Origin of the sequence: Enterobacter sp. AC1, assembly GCF_050434705.1 — a bacterium.
In the GTDB taxonomy this organism is placed as follows: domain Bacteria; phylum Pseudomonadota; class Gammaproteobacteria; order Enterobacterales; family Enterobacteriaceae; genus Enterobacter; species Enterobacter cloacae_L.
Genome location: NZ_JBNDIZ010000002.1, coordinates 527,392 through 549,193, shown reverse-complemented (window position 1 = coordinate 549,193; position 21,802 = coordinate 527,392). Strand labels below are relative to the sequence as shown.

At 58.6% G+C, this 21,802-nt stretch carries 15 protein-coding genes; 6 read left to right on the top strand and 9 right to left on the bottom strand.

Annotated elements, in window-relative coordinates; all coding sequences use genetic code 11:
- The first annotated feature begins 4 nt into the window (after positions 1-4).
- The 3 genes from M2433_RS07490 to M2433_RS07480 all read left to right on the top strand — a co-directional run bounded on the left by M2433_RS07490 (position 5) and on the right by M2433_RS07480 (position 4,854).
- Positions 5-2,437, top strand: coding sequence for a formate C-acetyltransferase/glycerol dehydratase family glycyl radical enzyme (locus M2433_RS07490; RefSeq protein ID WP_429053295.1), 2,433 nt, complete (start codon positions 5-7; stop codon positions 2,435-2,437).
- 195 nt (positions 2,438-2,632) lie between these two features.
- The gene (locus M2433_RS07485) at positions 2,633-3,448 is read left to right on the top strand and encodes a Cof-type HAD-IIB family hydrolase (protein ID WP_429053296.1); all 816 of its coding nucleotides are present in this window, start codon (positions 2,633-2,635) and stop codon (positions 3,446-3,448) included.
- Between the two features lie 149 nt (positions 3,449-3,597).
- Positions 3,598-4,854 (top strand): DUF1479 domain-containing protein, encoded by a 1,257-nt coding sequence (locus M2433_RS07480; protein WP_429053297.1) that lies wholly within the window; start codon positions 3,598-3,600, stop codon positions 4,852-4,854.
- On the opposite strand, the gene M2433_RS07475 is transcribed toward M2433_RS07480, so the two are convergent.
- A complete protein-coding gene (locus M2433_RS07475) occupies positions 4,851-5,924 on the bottom strand; it encodes a LacI family DNA-binding transcriptional regulator (protein WP_429053298.1) in 1,074 nt (357 codons plus the stop codon). The genes M2433_RS07480 and M2433_RS07475 overlap by 4 nt on opposite strands.
- A gap of 288 nt (positions 5,925-6,212) precedes the next feature.
- On the opposite strand from M2433_RS07475, the gene M2433_RS07470 reads away from it, so the two are divergent.
- Together M2433_RS07470 and M2433_RS07465 are read left to right on the top strand one after the other, a co-directional pair.
- Positions 6,213-7,514 (top strand): MFS transporter, encoded by a 1,302-nt coding sequence (locus tag M2433_RS07470; protein ID WP_059310708.1) that lies wholly within the window; start codon positions 6,213-6,215, stop codon positions 7,512-7,514.
- Between the two features lie 17 nt (positions 7,515-7,531).
- Positions 7,532-9,895, top strand: coding sequence for a TIM-barrel domain-containing protein (locus M2433_RS07465; RefSeq protein ID WP_429053299.1), 2,364 nt, complete (start codon positions 7,532-7,534; stop codon positions 9,893-9,895).
- A 91-nt stretch (positions 9,896-9,986) separates the two neighbouring features.
- Here M2433_RS07465 and M2433_RS07460 read toward each other — a convergent pair whose 3' ends face one another.
- A complete protein-coding gene (locus tag M2433_RS07460) occupies positions 9,987-11,582 on the bottom strand; it encodes an ABC-F family ATPase (protein WP_429053301.1) in 1,596 nt (531 codons plus the stop codon).
- Between the two features lie 222 nt (positions 11,583-11,804).
- On the opposite strand from M2433_RS07460, the gene ldtB reads away from it, so the two are divergent.
- Positions 11,805-12,725, top strand: a complete 921-nt coding sequence (gene ldtB, locus M2433_RS07455) for a L,D-transpeptidase (protein WP_429053302.1) — start codon at positions 11,805-11,807, stop codon at positions 12,723-12,725.
- A 42-nt stretch (positions 12,726-12,767) separates the two neighbouring features.
- Here ldtB and M2433_RS07450 read toward each other — a convergent pair whose 3' ends face one another.
- The 7 genes from M2433_RS07450 to M2433_RS07420 all read right to left on the bottom strand — a co-directional run bounded on the left by M2433_RS07450 (position 12,768) and on the right by M2433_RS07420 (position 21,740).
- Positions 12,768-13,484 (bottom strand): GntR family transcriptional regulator, encoded by a 717-nt coding sequence (locus M2433_RS07450; protein ID WP_429053303.1) that lies wholly within the window; start codon positions 13,482-13,484, stop codon positions 12,768-12,770.
- Positions 13,485-13,499: 15 nt separating this feature from the next.
- Positions 13,500-14,822 carry a PTS sugar transporter subunit IIC gene (locus tag M2433_RS07445; protein WP_429053304.1) on the bottom strand — a complete coding sequence of 441 codons (1,323 nt, stop codon included), beginning with the start codon at positions 14,820-14,822 and terminating at the stop codon, positions 13,500-13,502.
- Positions 14,823-14,873: 51 nt separating this feature from the next.
- Positions 14,874-16,250, bottom strand: coding sequence for a glycoside hydrolase family 1 protein (locus M2433_RS07440; RefSeq protein WP_429053305.1), 1,377 nt, complete (start codon positions 16,248-16,250; stop codon positions 14,874-14,876).
- Between the two features lie 162 nt (positions 16,251-16,412).
- Positions 16,413-17,450: an aldo/keto reductase gene (locus M2433_RS07435; protein WP_429053306.1), complete on the bottom strand. Its 1,038-nt coding sequence runs from the start codon at positions 17,448-17,450 to the stop codon at positions 16,413-16,415.
- A 104-nt stretch (positions 17,451-17,554) separates the two neighbouring features.
- On the bottom strand, positions 17,555-19,078 hold the full coding sequence (locus tag M2433_RS07430) for an efflux transporter outer membrane subunit (RefSeq protein ID WP_429053308.1): 1,524 nt from the start codon (positions 19,076-19,078) through the stop codon (positions 17,555-17,557).
- Positions 19,078-20,649 carry a DHA2 family efflux MFS transporter permease subunit gene (locus M2433_RS07425; protein ID WP_429053309.1) on the bottom strand — a complete coding sequence of 524 codons (1,572 nt, stop codon included), beginning with the start codon at positions 20,647-20,649 and terminating at the stop codon, positions 19,078-19,080. Before M2433_RS07425 ends, M2433_RS07430 begins: the two co-directional genes overlap by 1 nt.
- The gene (locus M2433_RS07420; protein WP_032661279.1) at positions 20,646-21,740 is read right to left on the bottom strand and encodes an HlyD family secretion protein; all 1,095 of its coding nucleotides are present in this window, start codon (positions 21,738-21,740) and stop codon (positions 20,646-20,648) included. Before M2433_RS07420 ends, M2433_RS07425 begins: the two co-directional genes overlap by 4 nt.
- Between the last annotated feature and the right edge of the window lie 62 nt (positions 21,741-21,802).

The window sequence follows — 21,802 nt, the reverse complement described above, 5'->3', positions numbered from 1 at the left end:
ACTTATGACGACCCTGAATCTCAACACCCTCAGCGAGCGCATTAAAGCGCACAAAACGGCCCTCGTACATATCGTCAAGCCGCCGGTTTGTACCGAGCGCGCGCAGCATTACACCGAAATGTATCAGCAGCACATGGACAAGCCGATCCCGGTGCGTCGCGCCCTGGCGCTGGCGCATCACCTGGCCGAGCGCACCATCTGGATCAAACACGATGAGCTCATCATCGGTAACCAGGCAAGCGAAGTGCGCGCCGCGCCGATCTTCCCGGAATACACCGTCTCCTGGATTGAGAAAGAGATCGACGATCTGGCGGATCGCCCGGGCGCGGGCTTTGCGGTGAGCGAAGAGAACAAGCGCGTCCTGCATGCAATCTGCCCGTGGTGGCGCGGCCAGACGGTGCAGGATCGCTGCTACGGCATGTTCACCGACGAGCAGAAAGGCCTGCTCGAAACCGGCATTATCAAAGCCGAAGGCAACATGACCTCCGGCGACGCGCACCTGGCGGTGAACTTCCCCCTGGTGCTGGAGAAAGGTCTCGACGGCCTGCGCGCCAAAGTGGCCGAGCGCCGCTCGCGTATCAACCTGACGGTGCTGGAAGACCTGCACGGCGACCAGTTCCTGAAGGCGATTGATATCGTGCTGGAGGCGGTGAGCCTGCACATCAAACGCTTTGCCGATCTGGCGCGTGAAATGGCCGTGACCGAAACCCGCATAAGCCGCCGCAACGAACTGCTGGCCATGGCGGAAAACTGTGACGTAATAGCCCACGAGCCGCCAAAAACCTTCTGGCAGGCGCTGCAGCTGTGCTACTTCATCCAGCTGATCCTGCAGATTGAGTCCAACGGCCACTCCGTGTCGTTTGCCCGAATGGACCAGTATCTCTATCCGTTCTATCGCCGCGACGTGGAGCTGAACCAGAGCCTCGACCGCGAGCACGCCATTGAGCTGCTGCACAGCTGCTGGCTGAAGCTGCTGGAAGTGAACAAGATCCGTTCCGGCTCGCACTCCAAGGCCTCTGCCGGCAGCCCGCTGTACCAGAACGTGACCATCGGTGGCCAGAAGCTGGTCAACGGTGAGCCGATGGACGCGGTCAACCCGCTCTCCTACGCGATTCTGGAGTCCTGCGGTCGCCTGCGCTCCACCCAGCCAAACCTGAGCGTGCGTTACCACGCGGGCATGAGCAACGACTTCCTCGACGCCTGCGTGCAGGTGATCCGCTGCGGCTTCGGGATGCCAGCGTTCAATAACGATGAAATCGTGATCCCGGAATTCATCAAGCTCGGCGTCGAGAAAGAGGACGCCTATGACTACGCCGCGATTGGCTGCATCGAGACCGCCGTCGGCGGCAAGTGGGGCTATCGCTGCACCGGCATGAGCTTTATCAACTTTGCCCGCGTAATGCTCGCCGCGCTGGAAGGCGGCCGCGATGCCACCAGCGGCAAGGTGTTCCTGCCGCAGGAGAAAGCGCTCTCTGCCGGTAACTTCGATAACTTTGAGGAGGTGATGGCGGCGTGGGATACCCAGATCCGCTACTACACCCGCAAATCCATCGAGATTGAGTACGTGGTGGACACCATGCTGGAAGAGAACGTCCACGATATTCTCTGCTCGGCGCTGGTGGACGACTGCATTGAACGCGCGAAAAGCATCAAGCAGGGCGGCGCGAAGTATGACTGGGTCTCCGGCCTGCAGGTGGGCATCGCCAACCTCGGTAACAGCCTGGCGGCGGTGAAGAAGCTGGTGTTCGAGCAAGGCACTCTCGGTCAACAGCAGCTGGCGGCCGCGCTGGCGGATGACTTCGACGGCCTGACCCACGAACAGCTGCGCCAGCGCCTGATTAACGGCGCGCCGAAGTACGGCAACGATGACGACAGCGTGGATATGCTGCTGACCCGTGCCTATCAGACCTACATTGAAGAGCTGAAGCAGTACCACAACCCGCGCTACGGCCGCGGCCCGATTGGCGGTAACTACTACGCGGGCACCTCTTCTATTTCCGCAAACGTGCCGTTTGGCGCAGCGACAATGGCCACCCCGGACGGACGCAAAGCGCACACCCCGCTGGCAGAAGGCGCAAGCCCGGCTTCCGGTACGGACCATCTCGGCCCAACGGCGGTGATTGGCTCAGTCGGTAAACTGCCTACCGAGGCGATTCTCGGCGGCGTGCTGCTTAACCAGAAGCTGAACCCGTCGACGCTGGAAAACGACAGCGATCGCCAGAAGCTGATGGTGCTGCTGCGGACCTTCTTCGAGGTGCATAAGGGCTGGCATATTCAGTACAACATTGTTTCCCGCGAAACCCTGCTGGAAGCGAAAAAACACCCTGACCAGTATCGTGACCTGGTGGTGCGCGTGGCGGGCTACTCGGCGTTCTTCACCGCCCTGTCGCCGGATGCGCAGGACGACATTATTGCCCGTACCGAACATACGCTGTAACGGTGCATCCCCTAAGGGGAAATGCGCAGGCTGATGCCCTCACCCCGGCCCTCTCCCACGGGGAGAGGGAGAAAACACTCAAAACGGCAACCCTGGTTGCCGTTTTGCTTTTACTTTCGAATGAAATTAAATTTGTGCTCCCCGTCACCTTGTTATTAGAATGTTTCAAAACGCAGTGACCCAGGAGCGCAATGTATGACCGTAAAAGTTATCGTCACCGATATGGACGGAACTTTCCTTGATGATGCCAAGCAGTACGATCGAGACCGCTTTCAGGCACAGTTTGAGCAGCTTAAAGCCCGTAATATTGAATTCGTTGTCGCCAGCGGCAACCAGTATTACCAGCTCATCTCCTTCTTCCCGGAACTGAAAGAGCAGATCTCCTTCGTGGCGGAAAACGGCGCGCTGGTGTTCGATCGCGGCGAACAGATTTTTCACGGCGAGTTGACCCGTCATGAATCGCAAATCGTCATTGGTGAACTGCTGAAAGACAAAGGGCTGAACTTTGTGGCCTGCGGTCTGGAGAGCGCCTACGTCAGCGACAAAGCGCCGGACACGTTCGTAGCGCTCATGTCAAAGCACTATCACCGCTTAAAGCGCATCAGCGACTATCACGATATCGACGACGTGCTGTTTAAGTTCTCCCTGAACCTGCCGGACAGCGATATTCCGAGCCTGGTAGATAAACTGCACGTGTCGCTCGACGGCATCATGAAGCCGGTCACCAGCGGCTTCGGTTTTGTCGATTTGATTATTCCTGGCCTGCACAAAGCCAACGGCATCAGCCGGCTGCTGAAGCGCTGGGACGTGTCCCCGCAGGCGTGCGTGGGTATCGGCGACAGCGGCAACGATGCGGAAATGCTGAAGCTGGTGAAATACTCCTTTGCGATGGGCAACGCGGCAGAAAGCATCAAAGAGATCGCCCGCTACGCCACCGACGATAACAATCATCAGGGCGCGCTGAACGTCATTCAGGCCGTTCTCGACGCCCATTCCCCGTTCGAGGCGTAATCCTCTCCTCGCCGGAGCCTTGCTCCGGCTCTTCTCTTCTTTTCCATCCTGTGGCGCACATCAAGTTTTTAAACTTGCATTAACTTATTTTTAACTTAAAGTATCACTTGTAGACACTTTTACTTTCGAATGAAAGATGCGAGGCAGTTATGACCTTTACCAGTGAAACCTTGCCGACGGATCACAAAGCGGCAATCCGTCAGTTAAAACGCGAGTTGCGCGCGCAGATCGGCGACGTGCAGGCGGTATTCAATAAGCTCAGCGATAAGATTGCCACCCGCGTGGCGGAAATTAACGCCCTCAAAAATAAAGGCGAACCCGTCTGGCCGGTGATCCCGTTTACCGATGTGAAAAACGGCACCATTACCGACGCTCAGCGCGAGGCCGTTAAACGCCGCGGCTGCGCGGTGATTAAAGGTCACTTCCCGCGCGAGCAGGCCCTGGCGTGGGATCAGTCGATGCTCGACTACCTCGATCTCAACAAGTTTGACGAGGTGTACAAAGGTCCGGGTGATAACTTCTTCGGCACCTTAACGGCCTCTCGCCCGGAGATTTACCCGATCTACTGGTCGCAGGCGCAAATGCAGGCGCGCCAGAGCGAAGAGATGGCACAGGTGCAGTCGTTCCTGAACCGTTTATGGACATTCGAGAGCAACGGCAAACGATGGTTCGACCCGGACGTGAGCGTGATTTATCCGGATCGCATTCGTCGCCGTCCGCCGGGAACCACCTCGAAAGGGCTGGGTGCGCACACCGATTCCGGCGCGCTGGAGCGCTGGCTGCTGCCGGCCTATCAGCAGGTGTTTGCCCGCGTGTTTGACGGCAACGTCGATAAATACGACCCGTGGAACGCCGCGCACCGCACTGAAGTGGAAGAGTACACCGTGGATAACACCACCAAATGCTCCGTGTTCCGCACCTTTCAGGGCTGGACGGCGCTGTCGGATATGATCCCCGGACAGGGCTTGCTGCACGTCGTGCCCATCCCGGAGGCTATGGCCTATATTCTGCTGCGTCCGCTGCTGGACGACGTGCCGGAAGACGAGCTGTGCGGCGTCGCGCCGGGGCGCGTGCTGCCGGTATCCGAGAAGTGGCACCCGCTGCTCATCGAAGCGTTAAGCAGCATTCCGGCGCTGGACGCGGGCGATTCGGTGTGGTGGCACTGCGATGTGATCCACTCCGTTGCGCCGGTTGAAAACCAGCAGGGCTGGGGCAACGTGATGTACATTCCTGCCGCGCCGATGTGCGAGAAAAACCTCGCCTATGCGAAGAAGGTCAAGGAAGCGCTGGAAACCGGCGCGTCGCCAGGGGATTTCCCGCGCGAAGATTATGAAAAGAGCTGGCAGGACCGCTTTACCGTGGCCGACCTGAACATCCACGGCAAGCGCGCGCTGGGCATGGCCTAACTGTCATACAGCCCTTCCCGCTCAACGGCGGTGCGTCGTTTCCCCTGACGTATCCGCCGAACCGACTCCCGCACGGTCAGCGTGCCGTTAAGCAGCAACGTCCCCACCGGCGCGTCCGGGCGCATCAGCCGCTGCTGGAGCATATGCACCGCTTCCGTTCCCAGCTCATCGCGCGGGACATGCACTGCCGTCAGGGGCACATCCTGAATCGCCGCCAGATTAAACCCGTCAATGCTCATCACCGAGACGTCCTGCGGCACGCGCAGACCGTGGTTTTGTAAGGCGCTGATGGTGCCCGCCGCCATAAAGTCGCCGCCGACCAGAAACGCAGTCGGTAAATCCTTTCCCTGCATTTCACTGAGCCAGCCGCTGACCATATGTTCCGTTTCGCGCGCGCTGAAGCTCGGCACCACCAGCAGATCGCGTTTGTCGTTGAACGTCAGGTTGTGGGATTGCCACGCATCGCGGATCCCCGACAGGCGCTGCTCCATGGTGTAGCGCCGCAGGCAGAGCACCGTCATCACCTCGCGGTGCCCCATCTCGAACAGGTATTCCGCCGCCCGCTCGCCAATGGCGCGATGATCCGGCGCGATGGCCGGCAGGCGCATATGGCGGTCGCGGCAGTTGATCAGCATGCAGGGTTTACCAACATCCACCGCCAGATCGTGGATATGCGGATCGTCGATACCGAGCAGAATGGCGGCCTGCGTATCCGGCTCGTTCATGCGCGCCAGAAAAAGCTGCGCGTCGCTGTCGTTCTCTTCCAGCGCGCAGTAGCGTAACCGCACTTCATGGGAGGCCAGCCCTTTCCCCACGCTCTGGATCACGCGGTAGTAAAAGATGTCGGACCGCTCGTCAAAGGCGCGCTGGGGGGCAAAAACCACCAGGCTATTGAGCAGCAGTCGCCCCGCCGCCATTGCGTCCATTACCCCCAGCTCCCGCGCGCACGCCAGCACCTTTGCGCGCGCTTTTTCGCTGGTGTTTGCTTTGCCCGCCAGCACCCGCGACACGGTGCTGATGGAGAGCTGCGTTCGAGCGGCAATTTCGGTGATTTTTAGCCTTTTATCCATTTTGTGATCTGGCTCCATTTGCGAAATGAAAAAATTTTCATAGCGTATCCGTCAGGCAATAACTGACATAAAAGCCATCATGCCAGAGGGTTGAGGTCAGTTATGAGAAATTTTGCACAAAATCCACTATTGCCCGCTCATTTTCTCCCTTAAGGTGAACTTGTCACACAACTTCCATACTAGTTGTATAGCAACTTAAGCAGTTTAAACGGATAGAAATCAAAGCCATAACAATCCGTGTGACGCCTGAACCTCCGTCCCCTTACCGTCCGTCTTGTGGAGAGTAAAATGAGTCAGGACATCAATAACACCGTTGCGACAAGCAAAACCCGTCGCGTCATCAAGAACCTGCGCTGGTACGTGCTGGTGCTGTTCTTACTTGGCGTCACCGTTAACTACATCACCCGAAACTCACTCGGGATCCTCGCCCCGGAACTGAAAGAGAGCCTCGGGATCACCACCGAGCAGTACTCCTGGATCGTCGGCGCCTTCCAGATCGCCTACACCATTTTCCAGCCCCTGTGCGGCTGGCTGATTGACGTTATCGGCCTGAAGATTGGCTTTATGGTCTGCGCCGGGGTCTGGGCGTTGATGTGTATTTTCCATGCGGGCGCCGGAAGCTGGCTGCACCTGGCGATTCTGCGCTTCTTTATGGGTGCTTCTGAGGCCGCCGCTACCCCAGCGAACGCCAAAACGATCGGCGAATGGTTCCCGAAATCAGAACGTCCCGTTGCCGCCGGCTGGGCGGGCGTGGGCTTCTCCATCGGCGCGATGCTGGCCCCGCCTATCATCTACTTTGCTCACGCCTCGTTTGGCTGGCAGGGCGCGTTTATGTTCACCGGCGTGCTGGCGCTGCTGTGGGTGATCCTGTGGTGGGCGTTCTACCACAACCCGGAACAGCACCCGAACCTGAGCAAGGACGAGCTGGCGTTTATCAAGCAGGATAACGAACCGCCTGCGGTGAAACTGCCCTTCCTGACCGCGCTGAAAACCGTCTCAAAAAACAAGCGTTTCTACGGTATCGCCATCCCGGCCTTTATGGCGGAACCGGCCTGGGCGGTGCTGAGCTTCTGGGTGCCGCTGTACCTCGCCAAAGAGCACGGCATGGATCTGAAGCAGATTGCGATGTTTGCCTGGCTGCCGTTCCTCGCCGCCGATCTCGGCAGCGTGGCGAGTGGCTACCTGACGCGTCTGTACACCCGCCTGTTCGGCTGCTCCCGCGTGAACTCGGTCGTTGCCAGCTCTGTGACCGGTGCGTTCCTGATGATCTCTCTTGGCATCGTGGCCATTACCCGCGACCCGTATATCACCATCGTGCTGATCTCCATCGGCGGTTTCGGGCACCAGATCATCTCCTGCATGCTGAGCGCCCTGGTCGTGGAGTCGTTCGACAAAGGCCAGATGGCGACGGTCAACGGCATGCGCGGCTCGGCGGCGTGGATCGCCAGCTTCCTGTTCTCGCTGTTAATCGGCGTGACCGCCGACAAAATCGGCTTCAACCCGCTCTTTATTGCCATGGGCTTCTTTGACCTGATTGGCGCTGTCTTCCTGGTAGCATTTATTGCTGAACGTCGCGCCAAGCGCGCCTGATAGTGGATGTATTGCATATGAAAAGCCTGAAAAACTGGACCATAGATAAACAGTCAGCAAACCATCTGGAACTGCTGGTCGATAATCAGCACCGCCTGTGCCTGTATGTGCTGGAAGAGAACCTGTTCCGCGTGCTGATCAAACGCAAAGGCGAGCTGGCGCTGGATCGCACCTGGAGCATCGCGCCGGAAAAAGACGTGCCGTGGGAAGGTCGCCGCCGTGACGATTTAAGCGGTTTCACCTGCCCGGCCTGGACGCTGGCGCAGCAGGACGACACGTTAACCGTGGCAACCGAACGGCTGCGCGTGACCGTCCACCAGCCGCTGTGGCTGGAGTGGCACTACCGCAATGACGCGGGCGAGTGGCAGCCGCTGGTCAACGACCGTCCGACCAGCGCTTACCTGCTGAATGCCCACGGTGACGGCGTGGCGCATTACCTGAGCCGTCGTAAGGACGAGCGTTTTTACGGTCTGGGTGAGAAAGCGGGCGATCTGCAGCGCAACGGCAAACGCTACGAGATGCGTAACCTCGACGCAATGGGCTATAACGCCGCCAGCACCGACCCGCTGTACAAGCACATTCCGTTCACCCTCACCCGCCGCGATGACGTCAGCTACGGCCTGTTCTACGACAACCTGAGCAGCTGCTGGCTGGATCTGGGCAACGAGATAGACAACTACCACACCGCCTACCGCCGCTGGCAGGCGGAAGCGGGCGATATCGATTACTACATCTTTACCGGCAAGCGCGTGCTGGACGTCACCAAGTCCTTCGTGCGCCTGACCGGAAAAACGCTGTTCGGGCCAAAATGGAGCCTGGGCTACAGCGGCTCGACCATGCACTACACCGACGCGCCGGACGCGCAAAATCAGCTGATGAACTTCATCCGCCTGTGCGAAGAGCACGCCATTCCGTGCGACTCGTTCCAGCTCTCTTCCGGCTATACCTCGATCAACGGCAAGCGCTACGTCTTTAACTGGAACCATGACAAGGTGCCGCAGCCGAAGGTGATGAGTCAGGCGTTCCACGACGCGGGGCTGAAGCTTGCGGCAAACATCAAGCCGTGCCTGCTACAGGACCATCCGCGCTATAGCGAAGTGGCGGAGAGCGGCCTGTTCATTCGCGATTCAGAAACCGATGCCCCAGAACGCTCCAGCTTCTGGGATGACGAAGGATCGCACCTCGACTTTACCAACCCGCAGACGGTGCAGTGGTGGCAGAACGGCGTCACCACGCAGCTGCTGGAGATGGGCATCGATTCCACCTGGAACGACAACAACGAATATGAAGTCTGGGACGGGGAAGCACGCTGTCACGGCTTTGGCAAGGAGATCGCCATCAAGCATATTCGCCCGGTGATGCCGCTGCTGATGATGCGCGCCTCGCTGGAAGCGCAGCAGCGCTTTGCCCCGGAGAAGCGTCCGTATCTGATCTCCCGCTCCGGCTGCGCCGGAATGCAGCGCTACGTTCAGACCTGGAGCGGCGACAACCGCACCAGCTGGCAGACTCTGCGCTATAACATCCGCATGGGGCTGGGAATGAGCCTGTCCGGGCTGTTCAACGTCGGTCACGACGTCGGCGGTTTCTCCGGCGACAAGCCGGACGCCGAGCTGTTCGTGCGCTGGGTGCAGAACGGCGTGATGCATCCGCGCTTTACCATTCACTCGTGGAATGATGATTGCACAGTAAATGAGCCGTGGATGTACCCGGGCGTGACCCCTGCCATTCGCGGTGCGATTGAGCTGCGCTACCGCCTGCTGCCGTATCTCTACACCCTGCTCTGGCAGGCGCACGCCGACGATGAACCGATGCTGCGCCCGACCTTCCTTGACCACGAGCACGATGCGCAGACCTTCGAAGAGTGTGATGACTTCCTGCTGGGCCGCGACCTGCTGGTCGCCAGCGTCGTGGAGGCCGGTCAGCGCGAGCGCCGCGTCTGGCTACCGGATAACGAAACCGGCTGGTACGATTTTTATACTCACGCGTGGTTCGCCGGTGGGCAATCGATCGTCCTCGACGCGCCGCTGGAAAAACTGCCGCTGCTGGTGCGCGCCGGTGCCGGCCTGCCGCTCAGCGAGCGTATCACCCACGTATCCGCAGAAAAAGACGACACCCGCGAGCTGAAGCTGTTCCCGGTAAAAGGCGTCGGGACAACTTCTGGCATGCTGTTTGAAGATGACGGCGAAAGCTGGGGCTATCAGAACGGCAATGCGCTGTGGGTTGAATGGGAAATGGTGTGCGACGGCGCAACCATTAACCTCAAGGTGAACGCGCGCGGGGATTATCGTCCGGCGTGGAAAGTGCTGAAGGTGTCGTTACCGGCGGGGGAAAAACGTACGCTGCTGGTGAACGGGGTTGAAGGGAGCGAGTGGGTGATGTAGCGCGGCCTGATGCCCTCACCCTAACCCTCTCCCGCGGGGAGAGGGAACAGAACGTTGGCCGGGTAAGGCGAAGCCGCCACCCGGCTTTTTTTTAGTTCTCGATACCTTTACTGCGCAGGTAATCTTCGTAGTTTCCGGTGAAGTCCACCACGCGCTCTGGCGTAATTTCAATCACGCGGGTCGCCAGCGAGCTGACGAACTCACGGTCGTGAGAGACGAAGATCAGGGTGCCCTGATACATCTCCAGCGCCATGTTCAGCGATTCGATAGATTCCATATCCAGGTGGTTAGTCGGTTCGTCCATCACCAGGATGTTTGGTTTTTCCATCATCAGCTTGCCGAACAGCATGCGGCCTTTTTCACCACCGGAGAGCACTTTAGCCGGCTTTTTGATGTCGTCCTGGCTGAACAGCAGACGCCCCAGAATGCTGCGCACCGCCTGCTCGTCGTCGCCTTCCTGCTTCCACTGGCTCATCCAGTCGAATACCGTCAGATCGTTTTCGAACTCATACTCGTGATCCTGCGCGTAGTAACCGATCTGCGCGTTTTCAGACCACTTCACGGTGCCGTTGTCCGGCTGCAGTTCACCCACCAGGGTTTTCAGCATGGTGGATTTACCGACGCCGTTGGCGCCCAGAATGGCAATCTTCTCGCCCACTTCCAGCAGCAGGTTGAAGTTTTTAAACAGCGGGCCGTTCTCAAAGCCTTTTGCCAGGGCTTCCACTTCCAGCGCGTTACGGAACAGCTTCTTGTCCTGCTCGAAGCGAATGAACGGGTTCTGACGGCTGGAGGCTTTGACTTCGTCCAGCTTGATTTTGTCGATCTGACGCGCACGCGAGGTCGCCTGACGCGACTTAGAGGCGTTGGCGCTAAAGCGGCTGACGAAGGACTGCAGGTCAGCAATCTGCGCTTTCTTCTTGGCGTTATCCGCCAGCAGACGTTCACGCGCCTGGGTGGCCGCCGTCATGTATTCGTCGTAGTTGCCCGGGTACACGCGCAGCTCGCCATAGTCCAGATCCGCCATGTGCGTACAGACCATGTTCAGGAAGTGACGGTCGTGCGAGATGATGATCATGGTGCTGTCGCGGTCGTTCAGCGTCTGCTCCAGCCAGCGGATGGTGTCGATATCCAGGTTGTTCGTCGGTTCGTCGAGCAGCAGGATGTCCGGGTTAGAGAACAGCGCCTGCGCCAGCAGGACACGCAGCTTCCAGCCTGGCGCAACTTCGCTCATCGGGCCGTAGTGTTGTTCAACGGGAATGCCGACGCCGAGCAGCAGCTCGCCCGCGCGCGCTTCCGCAGAGTATCCGTCCATTTCGCCGTACTGTGTTTCCAGGTCGGCAACTTTATAGCCGTCTTCTTCGCTCATTTCAGCCAGGGCGTAAATGCGATCGCGCTCCTGCTTCACTTCCCACAGCTCCGCGTGCCCCATGATCACCGTATCAAGTACGGTGAACTCTTCGAAGGCGAACTGATCCTGACGCAGCTTACCGATGCGCTCGTTAGGATCGAGCGAAACGTTGCCGAGCGTCGGCTCCAGGTCACCGCCGAGGATCTTCATAAAGGTGGATTTACCGCTACCGTTGGCACCAATGAGGCCGTAACGGTTGCCGCCGCCAAATTTGACGGAAATGTTTTCGAACAGCGGCTTACTGCCAAACTGCATAGTGACGTTGCTGGTAACTAACACGGGGAGATTCCTGCGAAAAGTGTGATAAACACGGCATTATGCCACAATTCCGAATTGAGATCCCGTGTTGCGGCAATCCACTAAACTTTAACAAAATCGAAAAAAATGTGATTTCGTACACATCTGAATTCCCTGTTAGCGGGAATGCACATATAATGCGCTCCCATCACAGATTCAGACTTATCAACTCATCGCCTGAATGGCTTAGATACCTCGCACAACATGAACATGAAATTAACAACGCTTTTTGCGGCGGCGTTAGCCGTAGTAGGTTTTTGTAAGACCGCTTCTGCGGTGACGTATCCGCTGCCGACCGACGGTAGCCGTCTGGTGGGACAAAACCAGGTGGTCACCGTTCCGGAAGGTAACTCTCAGCCACTCGAGTATTTCGCTGCGCAGTACCAGCTGGGCCTGTCTAACATGCTGGAAGCGAACCCGGGCGTAGACCCGTATCTGCCGAAAGCGGGTACCGTGCTGAATATTCCTCAGCAGCTGATCCTGCCGGATACCGTTCACGAAGGTATCGTGATTAACAGCGCGGAAATGCGTCTGTATTACTATCCGAAAGGCACCAACACCGTTATCGTGCTGCCAATCGGTATCGGCCAGTTGGGTAAAGACACCCCGCTGAACTGGACCACCAAAGTTGAGCGTAAGAAAGCGGGCCCAACCTGGACGCCGACGGCCAAAATGCACGCGGAATACATCGCTGCAGGCGAACCGCTGCCAGCCGTCGTTCCTGCAGGCCCGGATAACCCAATGGGTCTGTACGCGCTCTACATTGGCCGTCTGTACGCCATTCACGGTACCAACGCCAACTTCGGTATCGGCCTGCGCGTGAGCCACGGCTGCGTGCGTCTGCGTAACGAAGACATCAAGTTCCTGTTCGAAAACGTGCCGGTCGGTACGCGTGTGCAGTTCATCAACGAACCGGTGAAAGCGACGTCTGAGCCAGACGGCAGCCGCTACATCGAAGTGCACAACCCGCTGTCTACCAGCGAAGATCAGATCAACAACAACGAAGTCGTACCAGTTACGCTGAACAGCGCGGTGCAGGCTGTAACCTCTCAGCCAGACGTGGAAACGGCGATTGTCGATCAGGCTGTACAGAACCGCTCCGGTATGCCGGTGCGTTTGAACTGATAGCGAAACATTAAAAAAGCGGGCCTCGTTGCCCGCTTTTTTTTACCCGTTATTCACGATAACGATCCCGCCGTGGTCGTAACGATAGTGACAGTGGGCATACTCCAGCGGTGTGCCATCCTCCAGATAGATCACCTGCTCGACCTCCAGCACCGGGTCGCTCTCTGCACAGACCAGATGCTGCATGTCCAGCGCACTCGGCTTTAACGCCCGCACCACCCGGTACGACCCCATAATTTTCAGCCCCAGCGTCTCCTGGAGATACTGGAACACCGAACCTTCAAGATGGCTTTTCGTCAGCCCGGGCACCAGATTCATCGGCATTACCGTTGAATCAAGCGACATGGGTTCTCCGTTGAGCAAACGCAGACGGATAAAGTCATACACGGGCGCATCGGCGTTAATCATCAGCGACGCCTGTTCTTTCTCGTTCGGGAAGCGCAGCTCAAAATGGACCACCTGGCTGGTTACCTTACCCAGGTGTTCCCAGGTTTTAGTGGCGCCAAAGTAGTCGCTGCCGGAAAGATCCCACTGCGAGAGCTGGAGAAAATTTTTGCGGATGAACGTCCCCTGCCCCTGGCGGGTGTAGACCAGCCCTTCGACGATCAGCTGGCGCATGGCCTGCTGAATGGTCATCCGGCTGGAGTTGAACTCCGCCGCCAGCGCAAACTGGTCCGGCAGCGGTTCGTTGGCGGCGTACTGCTGGCTGATGATGCGTTTCTTAATTTCCCGCGCTATGGTGATGTACTTCGCCGCCATCGTCCTTCCTTCTAGTTAGTTTTCTATCCCGCTGTTTTTTAATGCCACTCTCTCGGCAATCTTGAGGAAAGGCAGGTAGAAGAATACACCAAATACGATGATTGCCAACTGCACCACCACCGCCCGCCAGTCCCCCGCCGTGGCCAGCCAGGCGCTCAGAATTGGCGGCGTGGTCCACGGGATCATCACCACGCAGCGCGACATTAACCCCAGCGTGGTACAGAGCCAGGCGAAGTAAATGCCGATGGCGGGCAGCAGCACAAACGGGATCATCAGCGGCAGGTTAAACACAATCGGCAGGCCGAAGATCACCGGCTCGTTGATGTTGAATAAGCCCGGTGCCAGCGACAGACGCGCCACCTGCTTCGCCGACTTTTGTCGGGAGAAGATAAAGATGGCGATCAGCAGCGATATCGTGCTGCCCGTGCCGCCCACCATGCCAAACGTCGGCACGAAGATGTTGTTGATGATGTGCGGGATCGGCTGTCCGTTGGCAAAGGCCAGCATGTTCTCGTTGGTGTTAATCAGCAGGAACGGCTCCAGCACCACGCTGTTCACCACCGACTGGTGAATACCCAGCGTGAACAGGAAGTTACCAAAGCTGTAGATGAAAATCGTCCCCGGCAGGCTGGTGTTGATCAGCCGCAGGGGCTGCTGGATAAAGGTCGTAATAAGATGGATCAGGTCCGTGTGCAGCACGTTTGCCAGTATGGCCGCCAGCACTGCGAACAGCGAAAGCGTGAGAATGGTCGGGATCAGCGCGGTAAAGGATTTGCTCACCGCCGGCGGCACGTTTTCCCCGAGGGAAATGTGCAACGCCTTCAGCCGCGAAATGGCGATAAACACTTCCGTGGAGAGCAGGCCAATCAGCACGCCGGCAAAAATCCCGGTGGAGCCAATATTGGCGAACGTCAGCACCTGGGTGACGTTCACCGCGGTATTGCCGCCGACGGGCGTAACCTGAAGGCGCATCGGCATCATGATAATAAAGCTACTGACGGCAATAACCACTGCCGAGACCGGATTGTCGAAATCTTTGTTGCGCGCCAGCGACCAGGCAATCATCGGCGCCAGCAGCAGCGCGGCGATGTTCAGCGTGCCGTTGATAATCGCCTCGCCCCACACTTTGAAGTGTGCCAGCGTGTCGCCGTCAAAAATCCACGGGAATACCACGTTGTTCACCAGCACCGCCAGACCGGCGAGGATGAAAATCGGCATCACCGTGGCGAAGGCGTCGCGCAGGGAGCGCAGGTGCACCTGGTTTGCCAGGCGCGCCGAGAACTCTACAAATTTGTCGACAAAGGACTGCATATGCGGTGTTATTTTTGTTTCAGACATAGCGGATAGTTCCCATCAATCAGTCACAAAAACGGCCCGGCAGCGTACGGCTTACATCTCGCGTCCGTTGGTATGGATAACCTGTTTTAACCACGCATAGCTCTTCTTCGGCACGCGCTTCAGGTCTTTCAGGTCGTGGTTTTCCCGGTTGACATAGACCACGCCATAGCGCTTACGCATGTCGCCCTGGGAACTGAGAATGTCGATTAAGCCCCAGCCAAGGTAGCCAATGACCTCCGCCCCGTCCTCGAACATCGCCTCCTTCATGGCATCGATATGCGCCCGGTGGTAGTCGATGCGGTAGGTGTCATCAATCGGGTTCACGCCGTCCCAGGATTCAATCACCCCAATGCCGTTCTCAATCGGGAAGACCGGCATCCGCCAGTCGTTGGCGTAGCGGGTGATGATGGTGCGAAAGCCCAGCGGATCGATCTGCCAGTTCCACTCGGTGGCCTTCAGGTATGGGTTATTTTTCTCGCCGTGAAGCAGGTAATAGTTCACCGGCGTGCCTTCCGGGATCGCATCGCTGTCCAGCGTTTTGCTGGCGTAATAGCTGAAGGCCATATAGTCGTTTTTTGTACGGGCGAACAGCGCCAGGTCCTCAGCGCGGTAGATATCGCCAAAGCCTTCCTGCTCCACCACCGCCATCACCGCCGGGCTGTAGCCCTGCCCGGCAAAGACGCGCAGCAGGTTCTGGTTGAGGAACTCGTCGTACTGCTGGGCGCAGAAGATATCGCGCGGTTTGCAGGTTGCCGGATAAATCAGCTGGTGAGCCAGCATGCCGCCCATCAGCTGGCCCGGTTTAGTCTGGTGCAGGTATTCGGTCAGCGACATGTGCGCCACCATGGTGTGATGCTGCAGCTCGTACAGCTCGCGCAGGGTTTTCTCGCCTTTCATGTAGCCGGAAATGCGGAACGCTTCCGGCATATGGAAAATGTTTTGCTCGTTGAAGGTCAGCCAGTACTTCACGCGGTCGCCATAGCAGTCGATCATCTTTTTGCCGTAGCGGATAAAGGCGTCCATTACCCGGCGGTCATTGAAGCCGTTGTACTCCTGCGCCAGCGCCAGCGGCATATCGAAGTGGTAGAGACAAACCATCGGCTCAATGCCGCGAGCGATCAGATCGTCGATAAAACGGTCATAAAACGCGATGCCCTCGTCGTTAAACTCGCCGTCACCCTGCGGGCAGACGCGGCTCCACGAGATCTGAAAGCGGTAGCAGTTCATGCCCAGATCCTGCATCAGATCGAAATCTTCCCGGTAGCGGTGGTAGGAGTCGGTGGCGACTTTCCAGTCGGAGATGTTCTCCCCGGCCTCCCGTATGTCATATACCGACATCCCCTTCCCGCCCTCATTCCAGGCACCTTCCGTCTGCATGCTGGATACCGAGTTGCCCCATAAAAAGTTGGCCGGCAGCTGATTGTTCATGTTCTCTCCCTATATGACTAGTCATTTAAAATTTCATGACTAGTCATATAGGCGAAGATGAAAAGACGATCAAAGAGGAGGATCGTTTTTTGTGAGATGGATTGAAATAATGACCAGGGAAGTAGCCCCGGTAAGCGAAGCGCCACCGGGGAGGAAGGGATATTACTGTTCGAGCTGATTACGGCGATATTCACCCTGCCGCTCCAGCATCCAGCCCGGATATTCGCGCGGCAGCGCGCTGACCGCATCAAGCTGTTTAAGCTCGTCTTCGCTTAAGCGGATCCCGGTCGCGGCAATATTGTCGTCCAGCTGATCGATACGTTTGGCACCGATAATGACGCTGGTCACCGCGTTCTGGTGCAGCAGCCACGCCAGCGCGATTTGCGCCACGGAGACGCCTTTATGCTCGGCAATGGTGCGCATCACGTCCACGCAGTCGAAGGCGCGATCTTTATCCACCGGCGGGAAGTCAAACTCCAGACGGCGACTACCGGCTTCACCCTGCCCGTCGCGGCCATATTTTCCGCTCAGCAGACCGCCCGCCAGCGGGCTCCAGACCATCAGCCCGACGCCTTCGCTCTGCATCATCGGCACCAGCTCGCGCTCAAGATCGCGTCCGGCGATAGTGTAATACGCCTGAAGCGATGCGAAACGCGCCAGCCCAAGACGTTCAGAAATACCGAGCGCTTTGGCAATCTGCCACGCCGCCCAGTTGGACACGCCGATGTAGCGCACGTGGCCGTGCTGCACCAGGTTATCCAGGGCATAAAGCGTCTCTTCGATCGGCGTGGCGGGGTCAAAACCGTGAAGCTGGTAAAGATCGATATGATCGAGCTGCAGGCGGCGCAGGCTCTCCTTCACGCTGCTGATGATGTGATAGCGCGAGCTGCCGCGCGAGTTCACCCCTGCGGTACCCGTTTCGCCAAACACCTTGGTGGCGACCACCACATTTTCGCGCGGGACGTTCAGGTTTTTCAGCGCCTGCCCGAGGATCGTCTCCGAGCGCCCTTCCGAATAGACGTCGGCGGTGTCGATAAAGTTGATGCCCGCGTCCAGCGCGCGGCCCACCAGCTGCTCGGCTTCGTTTTGCTTAAGCTGACCAATCTTGCCCCACATGCCGTCTTCACCGCCGAAGGTCATGGTGCCGAGGCACAGTTCAGAAACAAACAGTCCGGTGTTGCCCAGTTTTTGATAACGCATAAGTGATTCCTCGCATGTCGATTGGGTACCCGATAGTTATACCCGCCCCTCAACCATCGCGAATGTGGCGTTCCTGTCCGTTTCTTGCCCAATCCTCTGAATGTTTATCCGCGCGGGGCGTCGCCAAAGACGCTGTAATCCGGTAACTGCACCTGCTGATACGGCTCCCAGCCGCCGCCGAGCGCTTTATAGAGCGCGACCAGGTCGAGCGCGCTTTGCACCTGAGCCTGCGCGCGCTGCTGCTGGGCCTGCGCAAGCTGCCGCTGGGCGTCCAGCACGTCGATAAAGCTGGCGATGCCCTGCCGGTAGCTGTCGCTCGCCAGGTCGAACGCGTTTTGCAGCGCGTCGATGGTCTTCGCGAGGCCCGCTTCGCGCTGCTGGTCGGTTCGATAGCTCACCAGCGCGTTTTCCACATCCCCGAGCGCGGTCAGCACCGTCTGGCGATAGTCCAGCACCGCTGCGCCCTGCTGCGCCCGCGCGACCTTCACGCTGGAGACCAGCCGTCCGCCCTGGAAGATGGGAATGGAGACCTGCGGCCCGAAGCTGTAGAAGTGGCTGCTCCAGTCGGTCAGCCAGTTGGTTTCGCTGTTGCGCAGGCCAAACTGGCCGGAAAGCGTAAAGCTCGGGAACAGCTCGGCCACCGAGACGCCGATTTGCGCCGTGGCGGCGTGAAGGTTCGCCTCCGCTTCGCGCACGTCCGGACGACGGCGCGCCAGCGTCGACGGAATGCCCGTTTGCACGATATCAGGCAGGGCAGGCATCGGCTGCACGCTTTGCAATTCCGCATCCAGCGCGCCGGGCGGCTTGCCGAGCAGGATCGCCAGACCGTTCATCGCCTGCCGCTCCTGCGCCTGATATTGCGGAAGCTGTGCTTCGAGATTGCCCAGCTGCGCCCGGGCGTTTTCCACGTCCATCTGCGGCGACAGCCCGCCGCGCTGGCGGCTTTCGGTCAGATCCAGCGTCTGCTGGGCGCTTTTTATCTGGGTATTCAGCGTGGCGATAATGCTCTGCGACCCGCGCAGCTGCAGCCAGGCGCGCGCCACTTCCGCTTCCAGCGACACCAGCGCGTCGTTACGCTGCTCTATCGCTGCCTTCTGCTGCGCTTCTGCCGCCTCCACCTGTCGGCGCACCTTGCCCCACAGGTCGATTTCCCACTGGGCGTCGAAGCTTCCCTGATAAAGGTTAATCGGCTGCGTCAGCGGGCCTAACGCGCCCCGCAGTTCAGGATCGACATTATCAAGCCGATCGTACACGCCGTGGGATTTCAGCTCCCCTTCCAGGCCGAGCTGCTGGCGCGTCGCCTGCAAATTGCCGTTCACCGACGGGTAAAACGCCCCGCCCGCCTGATTAATCTGTTCGCGCGCTCCCGCGATGCGCAGCACCGTTTGCTGCAGCGTCAGGTTTCCGGCGATGGCGCGTTCAACCAGGCTATCGAGCTGCGGCGAGCCGAAGGTTTTCCACCAGCGCGGGTTGGTCGCGGCGGAGGTGGTTTGTGATTTCACCGTGCTGTCGCCCTTATCGTTCCAGTGCGTGACGGCGGGTGGCGCGGGCTGCTGGTAGTCTGGCCCGACGGCGCAGCCCGCCAGCAGCATCATTATCATCAGAGGGTGGAAACGTCTGTGTATCATCAGTGTGCTCCTGCACTCCCCTCGCTCTTAACCGGCGAGAGCAACAAACAAAACGGAATCAATAACAAGGCTACCGCGCTCAGAATGGTGAAGACGTCGATGTAGGCCAGGAAGCGCGACTGCTCAATCATGGTCTGGTACATGCGTCCGGTGGCAATTCCGGTGGGGTCCCCTACCTGGGTGGTGAAGTTCTGGATTGCCTGGGCGCTTTCGCGTATCGCCTGCTGAAACTGCTCGTTTAGCGGCGAGGCGTGGTACGCAAGGTGCGCGCTGTGCGCCTGAGAGCGCTCGGTAATCGCCGCCGTCGACAGCGAAATCCCAACCGAACCCGCAACGTTACGGAACATGGTGAACAACGCTGCGGCATCGGCGTTCAGCCGCCTTGGAATCGAAATAAAGGCAATGGTAGTCAGCGGAACAAACAGGAACCCCAGCCCTATCGACTGGGCGCTGCGGAACAGCACCAGAGTTTCGAAGTCAATATCCGGCGTCAGCGTACGCGACCAGAAGAACGACACCGCCAGACAGGTAAAGCCAAAGGCAATAATCCAGCGCGTCTGTACCACCGGCATCAGCTTCAATACCAGCGGGATAGTTAAGACGATCAGCACCGCTCCGGGCGACAGCACCAGCCCGGACCAGGTAGCGGTGTAACCCAAATCCTGCTGCGCCAGCTGCGGGATCACTACCGAACTGCCGTACAAAATCATCGCCATCCCGGCCATCAGCAGGCTGGAGACAGCGAAGTTGCGGTCCTTCATGCAGTGCAGATCCACCACAGGCTTTTTGGCATACACCAGCCAGTAGATGGCGCCGATAATGCCGACAAGCGTCAACACGGCGAAAGTACGAATAAAGTTCGAGTAGAACCAGTCTTCATCTTCCCCCCGGTCCAGCATCACCTGCAGGCAGCCCAGCCCCAGTGCGATCAGGCCAATGCCCGTCCAGTCGATGGTCAGCTTCTCTTTCGATTTACTCTCCCACGGCGGATCTTCCAGCAGCTGGTAGATCGCCAGCACCGTCACAATCCCCACCGGGATATTGATAAAGAACACCCAGCGCCAGGAGTAGTTGTCGGTGATCCAGCCCCCCAGCGTCGGGCCGAGGACCGGCGCAACGATGATGGCGATGGAGGACAACCCAAAGGCTTTGCCCCTGTCTTCCGGCTTAAAGTAGTCGAGTAAGACCGACTGCTGCGTAGGCTGGAGTCCACCGCCAAAAAAGCCCTGCATCACGCGGAACAGGATGATCTGCCATAGCTCGGTGGCGATCCCGCACAGGAACGAGCAGACGGTAAACATGACGATGCAAATCAGGAAGAACTGCTTGCGGCCGAACACCCGGCTCAGAAACGCCGAGATGGGCAGCACAATGCCGTTCGCCACCAGATAGCTGGTTAACACCCAGGTGGATTCGTCATAGCTGGACGAGAGTGAACCCGCCACGTGGGGCAACGCAACGTTGACGATGGTGGTGTCGAGGATCTCCATAAACACCGCCAGGGTGACAACAATCGCCACCGCCCACGGATTGCTGGCGGGCTTCCAGCTGTCGTGGCTGCGATCCGTCATTCCACCGTCACCTTCGGCGCAACCGACAGCCCCAGCGGCAGCGGTTTGTTTGGATCCAGGCCTTTATCGATGACGATTTTGACCGGTACGCGCTGCACAATTTTAACGAAGTTGCCGGTGGCATTTTCTGCCGGGAAGGCAGAGAAGCGCGAGCCGCTGCCCTGCTGGATACTGTCTACATGGCCCTCAAGCTCCATATCCGGCCATGCGTCAACGGACACGGTGACCTTATCACCCGGCTTCATGCGCTCGAGCTGCGACTCTTTAAAGTTCGCCACCACCCACACGTTTGGAGAAACCAGCGAGAAAAGCGCCGTTCCCGCCTGCACCAGGGTACCGGGCTGCACGTTGCGTTTGGTGACAACGCCGTCGAACGGGGCGCGGACTTCGGTATAGGAGAGGTTCAGATTGGCCGTTTCCAGCTGGGCTTTAGCCTGATCGACCTGACGCTCGCGCGCTTCAACGTTGGTTTCCTGCTGGCGGATTTGCAGCTGAACCTGTTCCGCCACTTCCAGCTGCGCCTGGGCGCTGGCCAGCCCCGCCTGTGCGCTACGCAGCTGTGCGTTCGCGGAATCAATACTTTGCTGGGTGGTCGCACGCGGGTCGACGCCGCGCTGGCGACGGTATTCTGCCTGCGCGTTCGCCAGATCGGCCTGCGCTTTCAGCACCTGCGCTTTGGCCTCGTCACGCTGGGCGGGATACTGGACTTTTGAGAGCGCCAGCTGCGCCTGGGCCTGGTGCAGCTGGGCGATGGCCAGCCCAAGCTGGGCCTGCGCCTGATCGCGCTGTGCGGTAGTATCGCGCGGATCGATGACCACCAGCAGATCGCCCTTTTTCACGCGCTGGTTATCGCGCACGCGCAGCTCGGTGACGTAGCCTGCCGTTTTGGGTGCAATCGTCACCACGTCGCCGTCGGTAAAGGCGTCGTCAGTTGTCTCTTCGTTACGGGTTAAAAACCACCAGACCAGCGCCACAACGACCATTACCACCACGACAATGCCGAGGATAATTAACGGTTTTTTGCCTGGGCGCTTACGCTCATTATTGTTTTTGTCCTGCTCGTCAGCAGGCGGATTTTGATCTTCAGCCATAGTTCAGCAACGGTCCTGTCAGTGAGCGGCATCACACTATGCCGTTCACTAAAGCTAGGACG

Coding starts and splice junctions, on each gene's coding strand:
- M2433_RS07425 (WP_429053309.1), bottom strand. CDS start 20,649: ATGACGGATCGCAGCCACGACAGCTGGAAGCCCGCCAGCAATCCGTGG.
- M2433_RS07465 (WP_429053299.1), top strand. CDS start 7,532: ATGAAAAGCCTGAAAAACTGGACCATAGATAAACAGTCAGCAAACCAT.
- M2433_RS07475 (WP_429053298.1), bottom strand. CDS start 5,924: ATGGATAAAAGGCTAAAAATCACCGAAATTGCCGCTCGAACGCAGCTC.
- M2433_RS07420 (WP_032661279.1), bottom strand. CDS start 21,740: ATGGCTGAAGATCAAAATCCGCCTGCTGACGAGCAGGACAAAAACAAT.
- M2433_RS07480 (WP_429053297.1), top strand. CDS start 3,598: ATGACCTTTACCAGTGAAACCTTGCCGACGGATCACAAAGCGGCAATC.
- M2433_RS07435 (WP_429053306.1), bottom strand. CDS start 17,450: ATGCGTTATCAAAAACTGGGCAACACCGGACTGTTTGTTTCTGAACTG.
- M2433_RS07450 (WP_429053303.1), bottom strand. CDS start 13,484: ATGGCGGCGAAGTACATCACCATAGCGCGGGAAATTAAGAAACGCATC.
- M2433_RS07490 (WP_429053295.1), top strand. CDS start 5: ATGACGACCCTGAATCTCAACACCCTCAGCGAGCGCATTAAAGCGCAC.
- M2433_RS07440 (WP_429053305.1), bottom strand. CDS start 16,250: ATGAACAATCAGCTGCCGGCCAACTTTTTATGGGGCAACTCGGTATCC.
- M2433_RS07470 (WP_059310708.1), top strand. CDS start 6,213: ATGAGTCAGGACATCAATAACACCGTTGCGACAAGCAAAACCCGTCGC.
- M2433_RS07445 (WP_429053304.1), bottom strand. CDS start 14,822: ATGTCTGAAACAAAAATAACACCGCATATGCAGTCCTTTGTCGACAAA.
- M2433_RS07485 (WP_429053296.1), top strand. CDS start 2,633: ATGACCGTAAAAGTTATCGTCACCGATATGGACGGAACTTTCCTTGAT.
- ldtB (WP_429053302.1), top strand. CDS start 11,805: ATGAACATGAAATTAACAACGCTTTTTGCGGCGGCGTTAGCCGTAGTA.
- M2433_RS07430 (WP_429053308.1), bottom strand. CDS start 19,078: ATGATACACAGACGTTTCCACCCTCTGATGATAATGATGCTGCTGGCG.